This window comes from Pseudarthrobacter chlorophenolicus (assembly GCF_000962805.1).
Lineage (GTDB): Bacteria > Actinomycetota > Actinomycetes > Actinomycetales > Micrococcaceae > Arthrobacter > Arthrobacter chlorophenolicus_A.
In genome coordinates this window covers 194092-214202 of sequence record NZ_JZTW01000002.1, presented here as the reverse complement: position 1 = coordinate 214202, position 20111 = coordinate 194092, and the positions used below count along the sequence as shown (strand labels likewise).

Below are 20111 nucleotides of genomic sequence, written 5' to 3'. Positions count from 1 at the left end.
TCGGTTGTTTGGGGGTGCCGCCTGGGGCGGCTATTTGGGAATGACCGGCGGAACGAACTCAAAGGTCATTCCCAGCAGCCAGGCCAGCAGCAGGACCACCGGAAGGTGGAACAGGAACTGCTGGAAGGTGAAGCCCACCAGGTCCCGGGCGCGCAGCCCGAGCACGGCCAGCAGGGGCAGCATGAAGAAGGGGTTGATGAGGTTGGGCAGAGCTTCGGCCATGTTGTAGATCTGGACGGTCCAGCCCAGGTTCATGTTGACGTCCGTGGCGGACTGCATCACGTACGGTGCTTCCACCAGCCACTTGCCACCGCCCGAGGGGACGAACATGCCCAGGAAGGCCGTGTAGAGGGCGATGACCACCGCAAAGGCGCCGTTGCTGCCGATGCTTGTGAAGAAGTGGGCCAGGTGCTCGGAGACGGTGAGCCCGTCAGCCCCGGCGGCCTTCGTGAGGATGGCTGCCATGGCTGCATAGAGCGGGAACTGGACCAGGATGCCGGCGGTGGCGGGCACGGCCTTGGTGACCGCCTGCAGGAACTTCCTCGGAGTTCCGTGCAGCACCAGGCCCAGCATCAGGAACACCAGCAAGTAGCCGTTCAGCGAGCTGACCACGGTGAGGATGGGCAGTGTAAGCAACTGGGAGACCAGCCAGCCCAGGGTCAGGACACCGGCAATGATGGGCAGGATCCGGCTGTACTCAAGCCATTCACCGGGGCGCGACTTTTCGGCGGGAGCTTCGGGTTCGTCATCCAGGTCCACGCCCAGATCCCCGGCCGTCCGGATGGCCTTTCCGGTGGGGGCAGAGAAGTGCGCGATCACGGTAGTAAGGAGCATGAGGATCACCAGCGTCAGCAGCGACTGCCACGTGAAGATGGTGGTGCCGAAGTCCAGGACCCCGGTGATCTGCAGCAGAGCGGGCGGAATCGACGCCTTCGTTGCCTGCAGCTGCGCGGCCGAGGAGGACAACCCCAGGGCCCACACTGCACCGAGCCCCATGAAGGCTGCCGCACCGAGGGCGCGGTAGTCGACCATGAGGTCGGAGCGCCGCGCGATGGCCCGGGCCAGGAGGCCGCCGAAGATCAGGCTTAGGCCCCAGTTGATGAACGAGACGGACATGGACATGACGGCCACGAAGCTCACCGCCGTCCGGGCGTATCCGGGAATGAGGGCCAGGCGGTTGATCAGCCTGGCAACCGGAGGGGACGTGGCTACCACATAGCCGGTAAGCACCACCATGGCCATCTGCAGGGTAAAGGCGGTGAGGTCCCAGAACCCGTTACCGAAAGAGTCCACCACGGCCTTGGGAGAAGCTCCGATGGCCAGTGCGGCAATGGCGACCAGGACGACGCCGGCGAGGGCAAAGATGTAGGCGTCCGGGAACCACTTCTGCGTCCATCCGGCCAGGCTTTCCGCCATCCGGGCCAAGCCTTTCTGGCGGATATCCTGGTCTTGAATCTGCGCGGTGTTCATTTGCTCTCCATTGAGTTGCGGGCGGTTTGCTGCGGGCGTCGGCGCTGGTCAGGCGGACACAAGCCCTGTGCGCGGCCGCACCGTCCGCTGCTCAATGTCCTTAACACGGTTGGTTGCCTGCACGAGGCGCTGGACGAAGACGCCCGGGGTGACCACCTGGTTGGGGTCCACTTCACCCGGCTGCAGGATCACCTCCGCCTCGGCGATGGTCAGCTTGCCGGCCGTTGCCACCACGGGGTTGAAATTCCGGGCGGTGTAGCGGTAGATCAGGTTGCCGTCGGTGTCCGCGGTGTGGGCGTGGACAAGTGCCACATCGGCAATGATTGCGCGCTCGCGGACGTACGTTTCGCCGTCGAACACTTCAAGCGGCTTTCCTTCGGCCACCAGGGTGCCCACCCCCGTCTTCGTGTAAAAAGCCGGGATGCCGGCCCCTCCGGCGCGGAGCCGTTCGGCCAGGGTTCCCTGGGGAGTGAACTCCACCTCCAGCTTTCCGGCCAGGTACTGCTCGGCGAAGAGTTTGTTTTCCCCCACGTAGGAGGCAATGACCTTGCGGACCTGTCCGGCTTCGATAAGGATTCCCAGGCCCTTGCCGTCAACGCCCATGTTGTTCGAGACCACGGTGAGGTTCTGCACGCCGGAATCACGGACGGCTTCAATCAGGTCTGCCGGAATACCGCTGAGCCCGAAGCCGCCAACGGCGAGGGTGATGCCGTCCTGCAGCGCGCCTTCCAGGGCGGCTGCCGCGGAGTCCTGGATTTTCCTCATGGGTGTGTCTCCTCGTTGAGATGATCGGTCCACTTTGTGGACTAAGGGTCTGAATATGGAGACTACGGTCCCCGTCTCAAGCCCGTCAAGGCTGGAAATCATGCTTTTCTGACTAGGATCTATACTGTGGACGAGGGGCAAGAAAGTATCCACAATATGGACGATTGGATCAAGTATGAGCAGTTCTCCTGTGCAGGGCGCCCAGGTAGTCAGCCGGCTCGCCAGCCTGCTGCGGCTGGTTGGCAGCAGCGCCGCGGGCATGCCGCTCACCGGCATAGTCCGCGAATCGGGCCTCACCCGGCCGACCGTCCACAGGCTTCTGTCCTCTATGGCCGCCGAGGGCCTGCTGGACCACGATCCCGCCAACGGCAACTGGGTGCTGGGCCCCGAAATGCTGCTCCTGGGGTCTGTAGCCTCCGCCCGGTTCCCCATGGAGGACATCGCAAGGCCCAGCCTGCGGCGGTTGGCCGAAGCCACGGGCGAGAGCGCCTTCTTCTCCATCCGCCGCGGAATGGAAACGGTCTGCCTGCTGCGGGAGGAAGGCAGTTTCCCGGTCCGTTCCTTCGTGCTGCACGAAGGCGTCCGGTTTCCCTTGGGGGTGGCGTCCGCGGGAACCGCCATCATGGCTTTCCTTCCCGAGGGGGAACGGGAAGGGATCCTGCAGGACTGGGAGGCCCACGCGGGAACCTTCGCGGCCGGGCACACCGCCGGCATCGTCCGGGAGAACCTTGAACGCACCAAGCTGGCGGGCTATTCAGTGAACCCCGGGCTCGTCCTTGAAGGCAGCTGGGGGATGGGCGCTGCCGTGTTCGACAGGTCCGGCAAGCCGGCCTGGGCCCTGTCCCTGACAGGCATCGAGCCGCGCTTCAAGGCGGAACGGCAGGAAGAGCTGGGCGGCCTACTTTTGGCTGAGGCCCACCGGATCACCCAGCAGCTGGGCGGGGGCGACGGCGGCGGCCCGGCCCGCTGAGTTTCCCCACCTTTGCCGGGACACGACGACGGCGCGCCGCCCTTTTGGGTGCGACGCGCCGTCGTGATCCCCCAAAGCTGGGGAATGTCAGCGTGGGGTGCCGGGCTGCAGTCCGGCGCGGGGCCCTAGTGGTCTTCGCCCTTCCACCAGGTGTCGAAGATGGTGACCGGAACGGTGCGCTTGTGGCGGGTGCGCAGGTACTTCTGCTCGATGGATTCGGCCACGGCATCGGGGACCTCGCGTCCTTCGAGGTAGTCGTCGATCTGGTCGTAGCTGATGCCGAGCTCGTCTTCGTCGGTGCGGCCGGGCTTTCCGTCCAGGAGATCGGCCGTAGGGACCTTCTCCCAGATGCGTGCCGGGGCACCGAGCTCGGCCAGCAGGGCACGGTTCTGCCGCTTGTTCAACCCGAACAGGGGCAGGATGTCCGCGCCGCCGTCGCCGAACTTGGTGAAGAAACCCGTGACGGATTCGGCGCCGTGGTCCGTGCCGATCACCAGATAGTTGAACTCGCCGGCCAGCGCGTACTGGGCGATCATGCGGGTGCGGGCTTTGGTGTTGCCCTTGTGGAAATCCGAGATCTCCGAGCCCACGGTCTTCTCGAACTCGTCCTCAAAGCCGTCCACGGCGGCGGAAATGTTGAAGGTCCACTCCGTCTTGGCCTTGATGAAGTCCAGGGCCGCCTGGGCATCATCCTCGTCGTGCTGCACTCCGTAGGGCAGGCGGACCGCCACGAAGTTGGCGTCAACACCCTCGGCGGCGAGCTCCTCCACCGCCTGCTGGGCCAGTTTGCCGGCCAGCGACGAATCGAGCCCGCCCGAGATCCCCAGGACGAAGCCCTTGGTGTGGGTGGCCTTGAGGTATTCCTTCAGGAATGTGACGCGTTTGCGCACCTCCCCTGCGGGATCGATCCGGGGCTGCACGCCCATTTCTTCAATGATGGTGGCCTGGAGTTCGCGCATGTGGTCAACACTAGCCAGCGGCGGCAACCCTGCTCAAGCAACCGCACCGGCCCGGCCCCACTAAACTGGAACCCATGACTTCCCCCAGTGAGACTGCAGTGGACTCTGCAGCCGCCCGCGCCCGACTGCTCGAACTCATCAAGGAACTTGCCGTGGTCCGCGGCAAGGTCACCCTGTCCAGCGGCGCGGAGGCGGATTACTACATCGACCTTCGCCGCATCACCCTCCACCACGAGGCGTCCAAGCTGGTGGGCCAGGTCATGCTGAAGATGGCGGACGACGCCGGCATCAGCTTTGAGTGCGCAGGTGGCCTGACCATGGGGGCCGACCCCGTGGGCACCGCCGTCATGCACGCTGCGGTGGACGCCGGCCGCACCGTGGACGCGTTTGTGGTCCGCAAGGCCCAGAAGTCTTACGGCATGGGGCGCCAGGTGGAAGGCCCCTCGGTCGAGGGCCGGAACGTGTTGGTCCTTGAGGACACGTCCACCACTGGCGGATCCGCACTCACGGCTGTCGAGGGTGTCCGCAAGGCCGGCGGCAACGTTGTGGCCGTGGCTGTGATCGTGGACCGCGATACGGGCGCCAAGGAAAAGATTGAAGCCGAAACCGGCGTGCCTTACCTCTTCGCATTCGGCAAGGACGAACTGGGGCTGGACTAGGTCCCAACCGCTGGCCCGGGCAGCAATTGCTGGCCCCGGGCCGGCAGCCCGGCCGGGTGGCCGGGTGGGGGAGGAGCGGCGCAAAATGACTTGGCTAGCGCACTTGGCCCGGACTGACTGCTGACCTAATATTTTCGTTAGTCCCATTTAGCCCCTTGGAGAACGTGCCCATGCCCACCGCCGACCAGCCTTTGAGTGCCACTGAGACTGTTCAGGACCTGATCCTGGACAGCTCAGACTTTGAAGAGTTCCTCAATGAGCTCGCTCGTTTCTCGGCCCACCAGGTGGCCGGGCTGGGCGATGATGCCCTGTGCGGCATCACGCTGCTTCGTGACAGGAAGGCCGCCACCATCGGCTGGAGCAGCGACTCCGCCCGCGAAGTGGATGAAATCCAGTATTCGCTGTCCCAGGGACCCTGCCTGACCGCCGCCCAGGAGGAACGTGAGATCCACGTCCCGGACCTGTTCGAGGAGGAACGGTGGGGACCTGAGTACGCATCCGCCGTAGCTTCCTACGGCCTGCGTTCGGTGTTGTCGCTGCCTTTTAACCTGCAGGGCGATGCGAAGGCCGCGCTCAACCTGTACTCGGATGTCCCGCACAAGTTTGACGAGCGGGCCACAGCGAAGGCCCGCGGCTACACGAGGGAGATTTCGCAGGCCCTGCGTCTGGCCGTGCGCTTCTCCCTCCACACCGACAGCGCCGCGAACCTCCGGGCAACCCTCGAATCGCGCACTACTATCGACATCGCCATAGGAATTGTGATGGCGCAAAACCGGTGCAGCCAGGAAGCAGCCATCAGGATCCTCACCGAGGCTTCCAGCAACAGCAATACAAAGCTGCGGGACATTGCCAAGTCGTTGGTCGATTCCGTGGGCGGTTCGGGCACCCGTACGTTCTACCAGGAACCCGGCATCCGCAAGCCTGAGCAATCAGCCTAGGCAAGCTGCCCGTGCGGGCGGCCTGAGCGCGCACTCACTGAGGCGCCGGAGCGCGGGTTGTGCCTGCACCCCATCGGGGATACGCTGACCGTGGTTGAGCCGTCGGCCATAGAACCTCTTTTGGAGTACCTATGGACCGCTCTCTTAATGCGCTCGTTAACCTCGACGTCCCCACTGACATAGTCAGGATTGACGTCCGCGGCAGCCTCACCCACGATTCCCGGCCGGACCTTGTCCACATCATCCGACGTGTCCGGCGCATGGGCATCCGTGCCCACATCCGCGTCGACCTTTCGCAGGCTGCACTGGTGGAATCCAGTGCGTTGGCCGGCCTTCGCAGCGACCTCAACACCATGGACGCCAACACCCTGCCGGGCATCTATGGCTCGGGTGTTTCGCTCCACCTCACGGGTTCGCACGACAGGTTCCCGGGCGCACCCATGGCCGGTGCCGAGCCTGTCCAGGAGCTGCAGCAACTGCATATCGTCGACGACGACGCCAGCTTCCCGAACCACGGCAGGCCCTTCGGCGAGGGGCATCAGGTAGCGCCGGATGCCGCTCTGGAGGAACTGTTCGGGCGGCAGCTGGTGGAATACTCCGAACAGGAACTCCTCGCCGCCAGCGACACCCTTTTTGCGCTGCTGGACCACCCCGGGGCCTTCCCCGGCTCCGACCTCCTGGGGCGCTACAAGGACATCGGACGCGAGCTTGGCCGCCGCCAACAGGACCCGGAAGAGCCATTCCCGGCAGCGGAGGGCCAGGCCGCCAGCTGACGGACCGCCCAGCCCTGGGCAGTCACCGAATGGTTATCCAAGGCTCCTTGCGGCGGACTCTTCAGTTGTGCCTACGGTAGAGGCGTGCCGTATGAGGGGAAGGTTGATCCGCAGGGCCGGGGCGGGGCAACCGCAGCCCGGCTGCTGTCACAAGCTGCTGCCCTCAAGCGCTTTTCCCGCCGCAGCTTCTTCACCGCCACTGGTGCTTCAGGGGTACTTGCAGCGGACATGCTGCTGACCCGCGAGGTGCAGTCGCAGCGCCGGACGGACAAGATCCTGCCCGTTCCGGACGACTTCGCCGACGCCTACTATCCGGACGCCAGCTGGTTCCTGTTCCCGGGGTACAAGACCAGCTGGGAGGAGGCCCAGTGGATCCTGAACTCCCTCCGTGGTGCGCTGAACAAGCGGGCCCGGCTCGCCGCCGTTGGGTATTCAAACCAGGGGCTGGACATCGACGACATCGTGATCGCCGTCATCGAGTACGTCCGTGAGCAGAAAATCGAAAAACTGTTCTTCTATGGGCACAGTTTCGGCGGAATGGTGGCTACCCAGGTGGCAGCCAGGCTCTTGGAAATCCACGGCGTGCAGGTCCAGTTCGTAGTGCTGGACTCCAGCCCGTACAGCAAGCACGACGTCCTGGACCAGAGCTGGTTCGATGGCGTGGTGTTCCTTTACGAGCGCGGCTTCCGGTTCCCGTCCACCCTCCGCGGCGGCTACGAGCTGGGTGAGCGGGTCATCCACAAGGACGAGCGCAGCTGGCGCCAGATCCTTGACCAGACCCTGGAACAGCTCTCGCCCATCGCGCCGTCAAGCGTGCTGATCCAAACGGAATCCGCCTACATCTACCACTTCGACGGCACCCGGTTTGCAGGGAAGATCGGGACCGCGAAGATGGCCTACCTGGGTAATCCCAAGGACCGCACCGTGCGCTACGAATCAGCGGTGGAAGCGTGGGCGGTGGCTTTCAAGGACAACATGGTGTCCACCGGACTCCAGACCACCGGGGCCGCGCCCGCGCACGCCAGCCCACAGTGGAACCCGCACATCTACCGGCCGCTGCTGGACGGACTGCTGGACGAGCATTTCCCATTGCCGGCCGGCGGCTCCCGGGTAACGGTGTTCTAGAGCTGGTTCTTCAGGTCCGCTACGGAGTTCAGGACCTGGTTGGGCCGGAAGGGGTAGGAGGCGATCTCTTCCCGCTGTGTGATCCCGGTCAGCACCAGGACCGTGTGCAGCCCGGCTTCCATGCCGGCGATGATGTCCGTGTCCATCCGGTCGCCGATCATGGCCGTGGTTTCGGAGTGGGCGTCGATCTGGTTCATGGCCGAGCGGAACATCATCGGGTTGGGCTTGCCAACAATGTAAGGTTCCCGCCCCGTAGCTTTGGTGATCAGCGCCGCTATGGCACCGGTGGCCGGCATGGGGCCGTCCTTGGACGGGCCCGTGGCGTCCGGGTTGGTGGCGATGAAGCGGGCACCGGCGAGAATGAGGCGGATAGCCGTGGTGATCGCCTCGAAAGAGTAGGTGCGCGTCTCACCGAGCACCACGAAGTCCGGATCCTGGTCGGTGAGGATGAAGCCTGCCTCGTGCAGCGCCGTCGTCAACCCGGCTTCGCCGATGGTGTACGCGCGGTTGCCGGACCCCGAACCCCGCACCTGGTCCTTCAGGAACTGGGCCGTGGCCAAAGCCGACGTCCAGATGTTCTCCTCCGGGATCTCCAGGCCGGACGCGCGCAGCCGGGCCGCAAGGTCGCGGGGCGTGAAGATCGAGTTATTGGTCAGGACCAGGAAGCGCTTGGAGGTGTCCACCCAACGCTGGATGAGTTCAGCGGCGCCCGGCACGGCCTGGTTCTCGTGTACCAGGACACCGTCCATGTCCGTCAGCCAGCACTCAATGTCCTGGCCGCTGCGGTATGCCGCCGGTGCGCCCTTGACCTTGTCCGCTTCTGCCATGCCTGCCTCCGAATGTCGACGCCTGAGATGAAAGGGCGTGATGATTGCCCAAAGGTCCAGTCTAGTGTTGAGGGGTGAACCAAACGCCCGGGATGCCAGACGCGCCGCACCAGCCGCCAGAAGAAGCCGAAGCAACGGAAGCCGGCGCACCCAGGGCGGAGGTCGGCGTCGGACCCTGGGAAGGCGAGTTGCCCGAAGGCGACCATTGGGATCCTGACCTTCTGGCGGACGGTGACCGGCGCAACGTGCTGGACAAATACCGGTACTGGAAGCACGAGGCGATCGTGGCGGAACTGGATTCGCGGCGGCACAACTTCCACGTGGCCATCGAAAACTGGCAGCACGACCTCAACATCGGCACCGTGGTGCGCACCGCCAACGCCTTCCTCGCCAAGGAAGTGCACATCATCGGACGACGGCGGTGGAACCGCCGCGGAGCCATGGTCACCGACCGCTACCAGCACGTCCGCCACCACCCCACAGTGGAGGATTTCGTCCAGTGGGCGCAGGAAGAGGGTCTGGCGATCATCGGCATCGACATCTTCCCGGACTCCGTCCCGCTGGAGACGTATGAGCTGCCCCGCGACTGCGTTCTCGTGTTCGGGCAGGAAGGGCCCGGCCTGACGCCGGAGGTCCATGAAGCAGCCGAAGCCACGCTGTCCATCGAACAGTTTGGTTCCACCCGTTCCATCAACGCCGCCTCCGCCGCCGCGATCGCCATGCACGCGTGGGTCCGCCGGCACGTCTTCAACCAGCACGTTTAGGGCTGACTGCGCCGGCCCGCCAGGGAGTGTTACCGACTGCCGACCAGAAACTCGGCGGTGTGGCGGATATCGCTAGGATGGTGCCTAGCCGTAAGCGGTCTACTTGAGGGTCTTCCACCCACAGACGAAACTCAGCAGAGGAGTCAGCATGCCCATTGCAACCCCAGAGATCTACTCCGAAATGATCGACCGTGCGAAGGCGGGCGGATTCGCTTTCCCGGCAGTGAACGTCACGTCCTCGCAGACGCTGAACGCAGCCCTCCGCGGCTTCGCCGAGGCTGAGTCCGACGGCATCGTGCAGGTTTCCACCGGCGGTGCCGCCTACTGGTCCGGCGCCTCCACCAAGGACATGGTGGCCGGTTCCCTGGGCTTCGCGGCCTTCGCCCGTGAAGTGGCCAAGAACTACGGCGTCAACATCGCCCTGCACACGGACCACTGCCCCAAGGACAAGCTGGACGGCTTCGTCCTGCCCCTGCTCGCAGCCTCCGAGGCCGAGGTCAAGGCCGGCCGCAACCCGATCTTCAACTCCCACATGTGGGATGGGTCCGCCGAAACCCTGCAGGACAACCTGCGCATCGCCCGCGAACTGCTGGCCCGCACGGCCGCCGCCAAGATGATCCTCGAGGTTGAAATCGGCACCGTGGGTGGCGAGGAAGACGGCGTTGAGAACGAGATCAACGAGAAGCTGTACACCACCGTCGAGGACGCCCTGGCCACCATTGAAGCCTTGGGATCCGGCGAGAACGGCCGCTACATCACCGCACTGACCTTCGGTAACGTGCACGGTGTCTACAAGCCCGGTGGCGTCAAGCTCCGCCCGGAGATCCTCAAGGACATCCAGGCCCAGGTTGGTGCGAAGATCGGCAAGGACAGCCCGTTCGACCTCGTGTTCCACGGCGGCTCCGGCTCCTCGGACCAGGAGATCGCGGACGCCGTTTCCTACGGCACCATCAAGATGAACATAGACACGGACACCCAGTACGCGTACACGCGTCCGGTAGCGGACCACATGTTCCGCAACTACGACGGCGTCCTGAAGGTGGACGGCGAAGTGGGCAACAAGAAGACCTACGACCCCCGCGTCTGGGGCGCCTCCGCCGAAGCCGGCCTCGCCGCCCGCGTGGTGGAAGCCACCAAGCAGCTCGGTTCAGCCGGAAAGACCTTCTAAATGTCGGATGAGTTCCGCAAGAACCTGATGGGGCCGGAGCCAACGCTCCTGCCGGCAGAGTCCGAGATCTACCAGCACCTGGCGCTCGGCCAGGAGGCGGTCGACCTGGTGGCGAAGAACCCCACGTCGTCGCTGCTGTGGGCCATCCTTGCCGAGGAGGCCTGGGCGGAGGGGCGCACCATCGATTCCTACGCGTACGCCCGCGTCGGCTATCACCGCGGCCTGGACTCGCTGCGCCGCAACGGCTGGCGCGGCGTCGGTCCCATTCCCTGGGAGCACGAGCCCAACCGCGGGTTCCTGCGTGCGCTCTACTCGCTGGGGCGGGCGTCGTCAGCTATCGGTGAAGCCGACGAACCGGAGCGGATCGAAAAGTTCCTCAACGATTCCGACCCCGCGGCCAAGGCGGCCATCGAGGGCAAGTAGGTCCCCACCGCCTCCCTAGCTTCGCTGCGCTCAGCCAGGGAACCCTCCCCACTGCCTCCCCAACCTCGCAAGCTCGGTGGGGCCCCTCGGCAGCGTGGGCCCAGGCGGAGGCCCCTTCATATGACGACGGCGGGCGGTCACCTTCCTTGGAAAGATGACCGCCCGCCGTCGTACTGCCTCGGTGGTTGAGCTTGTCGAAACCTGTATTTCGACAAGCTCAACCGCCGGTTAGCTGGCCTTCTGCAGTCCTGTACGGGCCATGGCGTCTGCGTAGGCCACGCGCATGTCCTGGAGGTACTCCTCCTGGCGCGCCGGGGAACCGGCGAAGGCGCGGCCGCTGAGGGAGCGCACCTTGTAGGTCTTCAGGCCACGGCGCCACAGCAGCGGAACCTCGGTCTTCAGGAGCGCGTTGGCCAGCCGGTTGGCTTCGGTTCCGTGCGCCACGATGACGGAAGCGCGCGGGACGAGGGCCAGGAATTTGAGCAGCGGCTTGAGGCCGGCCTGGATCTGGTCCGGGGTGAATTTGCCGTTCGGTTCGCCCGGGACGTGCCAGGGGTGGACGTTCCACGGCATGACGTACTCGGGACGCAGCCCCAGCTTCCACTGGATACCGAGCATGCGGGTGGCGGCGTCCTGGTCGCCGGCGGTGATGAAACCGGAGTTGTCCGCCTCGCCGATGTTGGAGAACAGGCTGATGATGCGGCACTCGTCAACGTCGTGCATAGGGTCGACGTAAGGCACCACCGTGCCCGGCCTGGTGTCCTGCAGGGAATCGCACAGTTCGTTGACGGCGGCGACGTTGGGCTCGTAGCGGCGGTTCAGGAGCTGTTCGTGGAGGGATTCTGGTGCAAGGGCGGTCATGTGGTGCTGGGTCTCCTGCGGGGATTGGCGGTGCTTCCGCCTGCGGAGGAGGGCGCGTGAAGGCGCAACTCGACATCGGCGGTGTGTTGGGGTGGGCCGGTCAACCCGGCCTTCCCCAGCTTAGCAAGCCCCGGGCAACGAAACGCCGGCTGCGCGTATTCCGGTGACCGGATGCACAGCCGGAGTTTCGTCCTTCCCGTGATTATGCGGCGCGGGCTACCAGAGCCGCTTCGTGGCCCGGCGGGCACCCTCGCCCAGAGCCTCCAGCTTTGCGTAGGCGATCTGTGGGTGGACGCGTCCGCCCAGTCCGCAGTCGGTGGAGGCAATGACGTTTTCCCGGCCCACCACGTCAGCGAAGCGCACAATCCTGTCCGCCACCAGGTCAGGGTGCTCCACCACGTTGGTGGCGTGGGAGACGACACCCGGAATGATCACTTTGCCCTCAGGGAGCTTCGTGTCCTCCCAGACCCGCCATTCATGTTCGTGGCGGACGTTTGCCGCCTCGAAGGAGTAGGCGCCGGCGTTGACCTGCAGGACGGAGCCGATGATGTCTGCGAAGGGGATGTCCGTGGTGTGCGGGCCGTGCCAGGAGCCCCAGCACACGTGCAGCCGGATCTGATCCTGCGGGAGGTCCCGCAGGGCCCAGTTGGTGGCCTCCACGCGCAGCTGGATGAACTTCAGGTAGTCCTCCAGTGCCGGTTCGGGGTTGATCTGGTCCCAGCTTTCGGCAAGGGACGGGTCATCGAGCTGGACGGTCAGGCCGGCGTCGATGATGGCCTTGTATTCCTCCCGCATGGCGTCGGCACAGGCGTAGACGAGTTCCTCGTCCGACTTGTAATACTCGTTGGCAACCCGGGCACACGAGCCGGGGGAGAGCGACGCTACGAACCCCTCCGTGAGGCCTGCTTTAGCGAGTCCAGTTTTCAGGTTGGTGACGTCGGAGGCCACCAAGTCCTGCCCGGTGTAGGTCAGGGGGCCGGCAATCTTGGGCTGGGCAACGCTTTTCCGGTGGGCCAGGATCCCCGACGACGGGTCGTTGTACGCCTCGTTGAACTGCTGGCGGTCCCGCCGGTCGGGGAAGGACGTGAGGACGACGTTCCCTGGCGACGAACGCCGGACCAAAGAGTCCGCCCATCGATCCACGTTGGTGGGTTCCAGGCCACCCAGCCGGGCGAAGGAGTAGTTCCACCACGCGCCGTAGTCAACAGAGTTGGCCATGGTGTGGCCGTACTCGCCGTCGTTGGGAATATCGATGCCAAGGTCTTTCTGGCGCTGGACCACGTCAACCACGGAGGCCTCGAGGAGTTCCAGGAATTCCGGCGTGAACCCGTCAGCTTCCTTGGCGGCGTTCGCAGCGATGAGTTCCGGCGTCCGCGGCAGTGAGCCTGCGTGGGTGGCGCGGATGTGGTCGGTGTTCTGGGGCACGGTGGAGTTCCTTTCCATCGGTCCTGGCTGTAGCACCTTCGGGGCAGGATGTGATTGCCTGCCTGCGCGGGTTGCTGCGGCGTCACTGAGCAAGGTCTCTCAGCCGCTCCGGATGGGTCACTTCCACTCAAATCCATTGGCCGGCAGTGGGGCAAATCGGTCCGGACTGTGTCATCGATTCCGTGCCCGGCTATGAAGCGGCGATCAATCCAATGAGGAATGTCATTAGATAACAATTCGCACACCCTCTTGACTTAAATTTGTCATCAATGGTGGGCTAGAAGCATCGGTCTTTTGGGGGAAATGCCGATCAATCCCCCTGCCCGTGTCCCGGTTCTTACCGTTCGGGGTTTTAATTCTAATTTGGGGGAAACTGTGGTTGGAAAAACCAGCGCTAAGCCGCGCTCAGAATAAGCAAACAAAGTCCGCGCCATTCTTGCCGGCGGTCTTGTATTGGGGGTTGGCGCAGCCTTCACGCTCGCCGCGTGGACCGACAACGAATGGGTCTTCGGACAAGGGGCAAACGGTGGCGGGCCCGGCACTCTGAACTACAACATGGAACAGAACACCTTCAGCAATACCAATGGAACGGGGCCGTCGTCGTGGGGCAATAAGTCCAATATTCCGACGGTTCCAGATCCCGATGTCGACGGCGCTCTCACATTCGGGGCCCTGTCCGCGGCCTTGAAGCCCGGCGACACGACGTATGCTCCCATGCAGCTGCGCGCTGCCGCGGGTTCGGAAGCTTTGGTCGCCACCCTTGCTGAGGGGGTGAAGTTGGGTGGACAGGAAGTCGACACCGCCGCAAACTCCCTGTCGTTGTACAACGTTCTGACCTACCAAGCGGTACAGAAAATAGAGCCCGCCCAATGTGCAGCTGGCAACCTTAACGGCGGCGAAATCGTAGTTCCGGCCGGAACCGCCCTCAACCTGAACTCACAGGTTCCCATTCTGCTTCCGAAGGGGGATGATGCGTCGACCGCTGGTGCGCCGGTAAATCTTTGCTTTGCGCTTACGCTGCCCTCCACCGTGACGGATATCAACCTGCAGGGTAAGAAGACAATTCCGCTTTGGAAGTTCACGAGCTCTGTGGGTGTAACTCCGCAGCCATAGGTGAGGCGGATATCTGCAAGTCGTACCCGAGGGTTCCGGCCGGCGGTGCCGTCCGGAACCCGGGCCCGGCCCACAGTGCGGGGGGTTGCCAAGGGAGTCCGCGAGACAATACTTACCTTCGTTGCCCTGCTAGGGCTGGCATGCATCCTGTCGTTGGTTTTGGGCTTCTTTTTCAAGGCGTCCTTCGTCGTCTTCCGCACTGGATCCATGGAGCCGCAATATCCGGTTGGAGCGTTGTCCCTGACGGTCCAGGTCGACGCCAGGGAGCTGGTGCCGGGCGACGTCGTATCGGTCCGACGGGAAGCAGCAACCGCCCTGGTCACCCACCGCGTGGTGGGTGTCGACCCGCCCAGTGCGGAGGGCGCCACCGCGTCCCTGAGGCTGCGGGGCGACGCCAATACTTCGGATGATCCCTTGCCCTACGAGGTGGCCACGGCACAAAAGGTACTGCTGACCGTCCCTGGACTCGGAGCATGGGTCATGGCCGCACGAGGTCCGGAGTTCCTCGGTGCAGCCACGCTCGCCGTGACGGGATTGGTGATGTGGGCCTACTGGCCGAGGCGCAGCGCCTCCGGCCAGGCAGAACCTGATGGCGTATCCGGGGCAAAATCACAACAGTAAGGTCGTAGATGACATGGCGGGACCCAGCATTAGGCACCTCGCAGGAGCCGCAGGGGTTATCGCAGTTTTGCTGGTTGGTGCTGTGCCCGTCGCAGCCGTGGCCGACGAAGAGATGATTCCGGTCCCGGAGACGGGCGCGGCAGGCCTCCTGTCCTTGTCTTCTTCGGTGTACCCACTGGCCCTCCCCGTGCTTGGTGCCGGGGAATCCTTCAGCTGGCAGATTGGCATATCCCTGGATCGGCCCGGCGGAGAGTCGACTCTGCAGGTTACTGCCGACGGGGGGATCGCCGGCACGGACACCTACGTGGTTTCCGTGGACGAATGCGATGTCCCGTGGCAAGGGAGAAGCGGACTGGGTGGGAACCTGCGCTGTCCAGCAGGGTCCACACCGCGCATACTGCCGGTGACGCTGGCTGAACACCGGCAGGATGTGCTGGTTCCTTTACGGGATCTGCGCGGCGGCACCTCACCCTACCTCCGGTTCATTCTGTCCCGTCCCGCCGGCTCGCAGGATCCGCCGGACGCCGCACTGACGCTGGGGATCGGGGTGACTGCTGCAGGCAGTGACGACGCCATGGTCCCGCCGGGGCCGCGGCCGCCGGCCCCGCTGGCAAATACCGGGGCAGCGGTGCTCCAGTCAGTGTTCGCCGGCTTGGGACTGCTGCTATTGGGGGCAGCAGTCCTGGCCGTGCGCCGCCCCGCCCGCAGGGACCCGCAGGGAGCAAAATGAAGACTCTCCTCAAAAGGACGCTGAAGGACATCACCGGGAGACCGCGGCGCACGCTGCTGGTGGCAGCCGTCGCTGCGGTGTCGCTGACCGCCACAACCACGGTCACGACGGCGGCGTGGGTGGACAATGAATGGGCCGGCGGGAGCGTGGGCGTGAGCTCCCCGGGGGACTGTTCCACCAACACTCTCTTCAGCGGCGTGGCTTCGGCCAGGCAACTCTCCGGAACGGTTTTGGGAACCAACCTGAATTCCATTGCAGGGATTGAGGGACTTACAGTCACCAACTCCAATGGCACAGCGTCGCCCCTGCCGGTCACTGCCACGAAGGTCACGGACGTTCCCGACGCTTTCATCAACAAACTGCCCGTCACGGCGCTTGGCCTGAACCCGGTGACGGTCGGCCTGGGCCTTGGCCTCCCCGTGGGTGGCCTGGGCACCTACACGCAGTGGGCCCAAGCCCAGGACAGCGGACAAACACTTGCTGCCGCCGGGCTGGTCACCGACCAGTCAGGGGCTGTGGATGTGGGTGGAACGGCTACCGGCGCTGCAACTGCGCCGCAGGCGGCGGTGATCTCGCTGGATAAGATCCTTCCCGCGTCGCTGGGCGGGGTGACCCTCGACGTCGGTGCCGTGGCATCGTCCGCGTCGGTCCAGGGATGCGAGATGGTTAATGGCTGGCCTATCCTTGCTGACGCGCCCGGCGTGACGCGGGATTACGGCATCGCCAGCCTTGAACTGGGTGCGAATGTTCCCACAGCTGGGACAATTGTGACTGCCACGAACGCCGCTCTGACTGGCGTGCCTACGCTGCTTGACCTGCAGAGCAACCTCATCGGTGCACTGAATACCGGAGTCCAGGAGGCGCTCGAATCTTTGGGCCTCGTCAGGACCACAACAACCGCCGCCGTCGTAGGCCTGGATTTCAGCTCGGTCCGCGCGCTGCTTGACCAGCCGCAGACGCACGGCGCCGTGACGCTCAACCTGCGTACCGGCCGCCTCACGGTCGACCTGGCCAAGCTTCCCGGCGCATCGCCGCTGGGCAGCGGGCTGGCCCCAAACACCCCCGTTCTCCTCACACAGTTCGACGTTACGCAGGTGCAGGAAGATGTTCGTTTCCTCCTGACACAAATCACGACGCGCCTGCGGGCCGCCGTCGATGCCGTGACCGTTTCTGCGACTGTCACAGCGAGTGTTATTGCGTTGGGCAGCACCAAAATTGAGATCGCCGGAACCGTGGGGCAGTACCGGGCGGGGACTGTGCAGCCCGCTGTCACCGCAGCTGGGCTAAACCTTGGGCAGTTGCTTAGCAGCCTCGTGGGGGCGGTCTTGGGGGCGGTCACCACCTCCGTTGTAGCCCCGCTGAGCTCAGCGGTGTCCAGCCTTGACGCAACACTGGCGCCCACCATTGCAATGGCCCGCGCTGATGCCGGGGCCATTCTGACAGCAGTGGGCACCCTGGTGTCCATCCACGTAAACGTCCAGCCGGACCAATTATGGACCGGCGTAAAACCCGATGACGTCTCGGCTAACCCGGGCGAGTATAAAGTTTCGGCCATCCGCGTGGGCCTTATCAATCAACCAGGATTACTGAGCCTTTCGTTGGGCACTTCTGCTGCCGGACCAGTGAATTACCGACCCTCCTAATCAGTTTTCAAGGCTCGGGAACTTTTGAGTTTTGTGGGCCGTTATTGGCATCAATTTGATGGCTCAGAGCAACTAAACACGAACTGTCAATTTAATTGACAGTAACCGGTTTCGTTGGTTGTCTGATGTCACAGTTCGCAATGGGGGACATGGCGGCTGGACGCACTCAATGCACTCGAAAGAGGTAACGCACGTGAAGAAATCCCTGGCTACTTTCAGGACCCTTGCTGCTACCGGGGCGCTGGCACTGGCCGTCGTAGCCGCACCGGCCCCGGCAATTGCCGTCGGCGAAGGCCCCAACTACGGCGGCAACGGCCAGATCACCACATCGAAGCTGGCCACCTATGACCAGATGGTTTCTTTCCTGAAGGACCAGGACGCCAAGCAGCCTGCCATGGAACTTGAGGTCATCGGCAAAACGGTGAAGGGCCGCGACATCCACCTGGTCAAGTACATTTCGGACCCGGCCAAGCCCACCATCCTGTACCTGACCCAGCAGCACGGCAACGAACAGCTCACCACAGAGGGAGCACTGGAGTTCGTCAAGCACCTGGGCACGGGAAAATCGGCGGACATCCTCAAGGGCGTCAACATCCTGGTGGTTCCGATGCTCAACGCGGACGGAGCCATGGGCGACGTCGACTTCTCCCTGGAGGACTACATCGCCAAGGGCGACCGCAACATGACCCGCTTTAACGCCAAGGGCGTGGACCTGAACCGGGACCACATAGCCAAGATCCAGCCGGAAACCCAAGCCCTGCACAACAACGTGATGCGCAAATACCGGGTCGACTACATGATCGACCTGCATCACCAGGGCACCCGCGCAGAGCGCGACGGCAAACTCGTCTCCGGGTCCATCCTGTACCCCACCACCCCTAACGCCGATCCTGCCGTCGTCGAAAAGTCCAAACAGCTCGGCGCCGTCGTCTTCGACAACGTCGACTCCACCGGCTGGGGGCACCTCGGCAAGTACCAGGGCGGCAGCGCCGAGACCATCAGCCGGAACGGCATCTCGGTGGAATACGGCATCGCCACCCTGCTCTTTGAAATGCGCGGCATGTCGGATCACTACCTCGACGGCTACGCGCTGGGACAGCGCAGCAACGGCTACCTGATCAAGCAGACCGTCACCACGCTGACGTCAACCGCCGCCGCGATTGCGGATGGTTCAATTGCCGACGCCGATACCTCCTTCTGGGACACCCTCGCGGAGCAGACCTCCCGCCCGGCGGGCGAGGCTGACGACGAGTAGCTGCCGCAGGACGGGCGTCCCTGTTCTTACGGCGCGTAACGAACAGGGACGCCCCAGCGAGTGGACAAAGTGCACTATCGGCTAAACTTGGGTGGTAAGGGCCCCGGGGCCAACGCGTTCGCCAATCCGCCTGCGGAACGGCGGGAGCCGGTCCACTCGGGGCATTCTCATGAACGGCGCTGAACCAGGACCGCCACGCTGTGGCGCCCGGCCGGCCCGAACGAATGGGGGAGGATCCCATGCCAGCAATTGTGATCGTAGGAGCCCAGTGGGGCGACGAAGGAAAAGGCAAGGCCACCGACCTGCTGGGCGGCCGTGTTGACTACGTCGTCAAGCCCAACGGCGGCAACAACGCCGGGCACACCGTCGTCGTAGGCGGTGAAAAGTACGAACTCAAGCTGCTTCCGGCAGGCATTCTCAGCCCCAACGCAGTCCCCATCATTGGCAACGGCTGCGTGGTCAACCTTGAGGCCCTCTTCCAGGAAATTGACGGCCTGCAGGCGCGCGGCGCCGATACGTCGAAGCTGCGCGTCTCCGCAAACGCCCACCTCGTGGCCCCGTACCACCAGGTCCTGGACAAAGTGACTGAACGCTTCCTCGGCAAGCGCGCCATCGGCACCACCGGCCGCGGCATCGGCCCCGCCTACATGGACAAGGTGGCCCGCCTGGGCATCCGCGTCCAGGACGTCTTCGACGAGTCCATCCTTCGGCAGAAGGTGGAGGGCTCGCTGCACCAGAAGAACGAGGTCCTGGTCAAGATCTACAACCGCCGCAGCGTCGTGGTCGATGAGATCGTGGAGTACTTCCTGTCCTTCGCCGAGCGGCTCCGCCCGCTCGTCATCGACAGCACACTGGTCCTGAACACCGCCCTGGACGAGGGCAAGGTCGTCCTGATGGAAGGCGGCCAGGCAACGTTCCTCGACGTCGACCACGGCACCTACCCGTTCGTCACTTCTTCCAACCCCACCGCGGGCGGCGCATCTGTGGGCTCGGGCATCGGCCCCACCCGCATTTCCCGGTCCATCGGCATCATCAAGGCCTACACCACCCGCGTCGGTGCCGGCCCGTTCCCCACCGAACTGTTTGATGAGACGGCGTCAACACCGGCCGTCCCCGCCGCTGTGGCTGGTACGACGCCGTCCTGGCCCGCCATGCCTCCCGCGTCAACGGCTTCACGGACTACTTCGTCACAAAGCTGGACGTCCTCACCGGCATCGAGCAGATCCCGGTGTGCGTGGCCTACGACGTCGACGGCGTCCGCCACGACGAGATGCCCATGACGCAGACCGAGTTCCACCACGCCAAGCCCATCTTCGAGTACTTCGACGGCTGGACCGAGGACATCACGGGCGCCCGCACCCTGGCAGACCTGCCGGAGAACGCGCGCAACTACGTCCTTGCGCTGGAGAAGCTCTCGGGGACGCGTTTCTCCGCCATCGGCGTGGGACCGGACCGGGACCAGACCATCGTGGTGAACGACCTCATCAACGACTGACAGTTCGTCAGGAATTACGACGGCGGCGGGCCACCTTTGCAGGTGGGCCGCCGCCGTGTTTGTGTCCGGCCGGGCACGGAGCGGCTCAATTTACACAGGGTTTACCTGAGGTGCCTTGTGGGCCTAC

The 20111-nt window shown here is 64.3% G+C and carries 19 protein-coding genes, 1 pseudogene and 1 riboswitch; of the genes and pseudogenes, 14 read left to right on the top strand and 6 right to left on the bottom strand.

Features of this window, described 5'->3' with window-relative positions; genetic code table 11:
• Positions 1-30: 30 nt before the first annotated feature.
• Positions 31-1470: a short-chain fatty acid transporter gene (locus UC32_RS04435; protein ID WP_045730042.1), complete on the bottom strand. Its 1440-nt coding sequence runs from the start codon at positions 1468-1470 to the stop codon at positions 31-33.
• A gap of 48 nt (positions 1471-1518) precedes the next feature.
• Positions 1519-2235: a CoA transferase subunit A gene (locus tag UC32_RS04430; RefSeq protein ID WP_045730041.1), complete on the bottom strand. Its 717-nt coding sequence runs from the start codon at positions 2233-2235 to the stop codon at positions 1519-1521.
• 175 nt (positions 2236-2410) lie between these two features.
• On the opposite strand from UC32_RS04430, the gene UC32_RS04425 reads away from it, so the two are divergent.
• Positions 2411-3205, top strand: coding sequence for an IclR family transcriptional regulator (locus UC32_RS04425; RefSeq protein ID WP_045730040.1), 795 nt, complete (start codon positions 2411-2413; stop codon positions 3203-3205).
• A gap of 125 nt (positions 3206-3330) precedes the next feature.
• On the opposite strand, the gene nadE is transcribed toward UC32_RS04425, so the two are convergent.
• A complete protein-coding gene (gene nadE / locus UC32_RS04420; protein WP_045730039.1) occupies positions 3331-4164 on the bottom strand; it encodes an ammonia-dependent NAD(+) synthetase in 834 nt (277 codons plus the stop codon).
• A gap of 74 nt (positions 4165-4238) precedes the next feature.
• On the opposite strand from nadE, the gene pyrE reads away from it, so the two are divergent.
• The 4 genes from pyrE to UC32_RS04400 all read left to right on the top strand — a co-directional run bounded on the left by pyrE (position 4239) and on the right by UC32_RS04400 (position 7659).
• Entirely contained in the window at positions 4239-4823 is a 585-nt protein-coding gene (gene pyrE, locus UC32_RS04415) for an orotate phosphoribosyltransferase (RefSeq protein WP_045730038.1), read from the top strand.
• A gap of 170 nt (positions 4824-4993) precedes the next feature.
• Positions 4994-5761, top strand: coding sequence for a GAF and ANTAR domain-containing protein (locus tag UC32_RS04410; RefSeq protein ID WP_045730037.1), 768 nt, complete (start codon positions 4994-4996; stop codon positions 5759-5761).
• 131 nt (positions 5762-5892) lie between these two features.
• Positions 5893-6534 carry a hypothetical protein gene (locus tag UC32_RS04405; RefSeq protein WP_045730036.1) on the top strand — a complete coding sequence of 214 codons (642 nt, stop codon included), beginning with the start codon at positions 5893-5895 and terminating at the stop codon, positions 6532-6534.
• Positions 6535-6618: 84 nt separating this feature from the next.
• Positions 6619-7659, top strand: coding sequence for an alpha/beta fold hydrolase (locus UC32_RS04400; protein ID WP_045730035.1), 1041 nt, complete (start codon positions 6619-6621; stop codon positions 7657-7659).
• Here the strand turns inward: UC32_RS04400 and UC32_RS04395 are convergent.
• The gene (locus UC32_RS04395) at positions 7656-8486 is read right to left on the bottom strand and encodes an HAD-IIA family hydrolase (RefSeq protein ID WP_045730034.1); all 831 of its coding nucleotides are present in this window, start codon (positions 8484-8486) and stop codon (positions 7656-7658) included. The two genes, UC32_RS04400 and UC32_RS04395, sit on opposite strands and share 4 nt — an antisense overlap.
• Positions 8487-8578: 92 nt before the next feature.
• On the opposite strand from UC32_RS04395, the gene UC32_RS04390 reads away from it, so the two are divergent.
• From UC32_RS04390 to UC32_RS04380, 3 genes are all read left to right on the top strand, one after another.
• Positions 8579-9250 carry a TrmH family RNA methyltransferase gene (locus UC32_RS04390; RefSeq protein ID WP_200896313.1) on the top strand — a complete coding sequence of 224 codons (672 nt, stop codon included), beginning with the start codon at positions 8579-8581 and terminating at the stop codon, positions 9248-9250.
• A gap of 103 nt (positions 9251-9353) precedes the next feature.
• A complete protein-coding gene (gene fbaA / locus UC32_RS04385) occupies positions 9354-10418 on the top strand; it encodes a class II fructose-bisphosphate aldolase (protein ID WP_268159442.1) in 1065 nt (354 codons plus the stop codon).
• The gene (locus tag UC32_RS04380) at positions 10419-10841 is read left to right on the top strand and encodes a DUF3151 domain-containing protein (protein WP_045730031.1); all 423 of its coding nucleotides are present in this window, start codon (positions 10419-10421) and stop codon (positions 10839-10841) included. It abuts the gene before it with no gap.
• Between the two features lie 228 nt (positions 10842-11069).
• Here UC32_RS04380 and UC32_RS04375 read toward each other — a convergent pair whose 3' ends face one another.
• Both UC32_RS04375 and UC32_RS04370 read right to left on the bottom strand, forming a co-directional pair.
• Positions 11070-11702, bottom strand: coding sequence for a uracil-DNA glycosylase family protein (locus tag UC32_RS04375; protein ID WP_045730030.1), 633 nt, complete (start codon positions 11700-11702; stop codon positions 11070-11072).
• 216 nt (positions 11703-11918) lie between these two features.
• Positions 11919-13127, bottom strand: a complete 1209-nt coding sequence (locus UC32_RS04370) for a cobalamin-independent methionine synthase II family protein (protein WP_045730097.1) — start codon at positions 13125-13127, stop codon at positions 11919-11921.
• 11 nt (positions 13128-13138) lie between these two features.
• A riboswitch (SAM riboswitch) is annotated at positions 13139-13246 on the bottom strand.
• Between the two features lie 313 nt (positions 13247-13559).
• On the opposite strand from UC32_RS04370, the gene UC32_RS04365 reads away from it, so the two are divergent.
• The 6 genes and pseudogenes from UC32_RS04365 (at position 13560) to UC32_RS04340 (ending at position 19984) form a co-directional block, all read left to right on the top strand.
• Positions 13560-14240 (top strand): SipW-dependent-type signal peptide-containing protein, encoded by a 681-nt coding sequence (locus tag UC32_RS04365; protein WP_045730029.1) that lies wholly within the window; start codon positions 13560-13562, stop codon positions 14238-14240.
• Positions 14241-14861 (top strand): signal peptidase I, encoded by a 621-nt coding sequence (locus UC32_RS04360; protein WP_152642555.1) that lies wholly within the window; start codon positions 14241-14243, stop codon positions 14859-14861.
• 82 nt (positions 14862-14943) lie between these two features.
• On the top strand, positions 14944-15591 hold the full coding sequence (locus tag UC32_RS04355; protein WP_235423587.1) for a hypothetical protein: 648 nt from the start codon (positions 14944-14946) through the stop codon (positions 15589-15591).
• Entirely contained in the window at positions 15588-17234 is a 1647-nt protein-coding gene (locus UC32_RS04350) for a choice-of-anchor G family protein (RefSeq protein ID WP_045730026.1), read from the top strand. The genes UC32_RS04355 and UC32_RS04350 overlap by 4 nt, the downstream gene beginning before the upstream one ends.
• Positions 17235-17403: 169 nt before the next feature.
• Positions 17404-18489, top strand: coding sequence for a M14 family zinc carboxypeptidase (locus UC32_RS04345; protein WP_045730025.1), 1086 nt, complete (start codon positions 17404-17406; stop codon positions 18487-18489).
• Positions 18490-18728: 239 nt separating this feature from the next.
• A pseudogene (locus UC32_RS04340) lies at positions 18729-19984 on the top strand (adenylosuccinate synthase).
• The last annotated feature ends 127 nt before the right edge of the window (positions 19985-20111 follow it).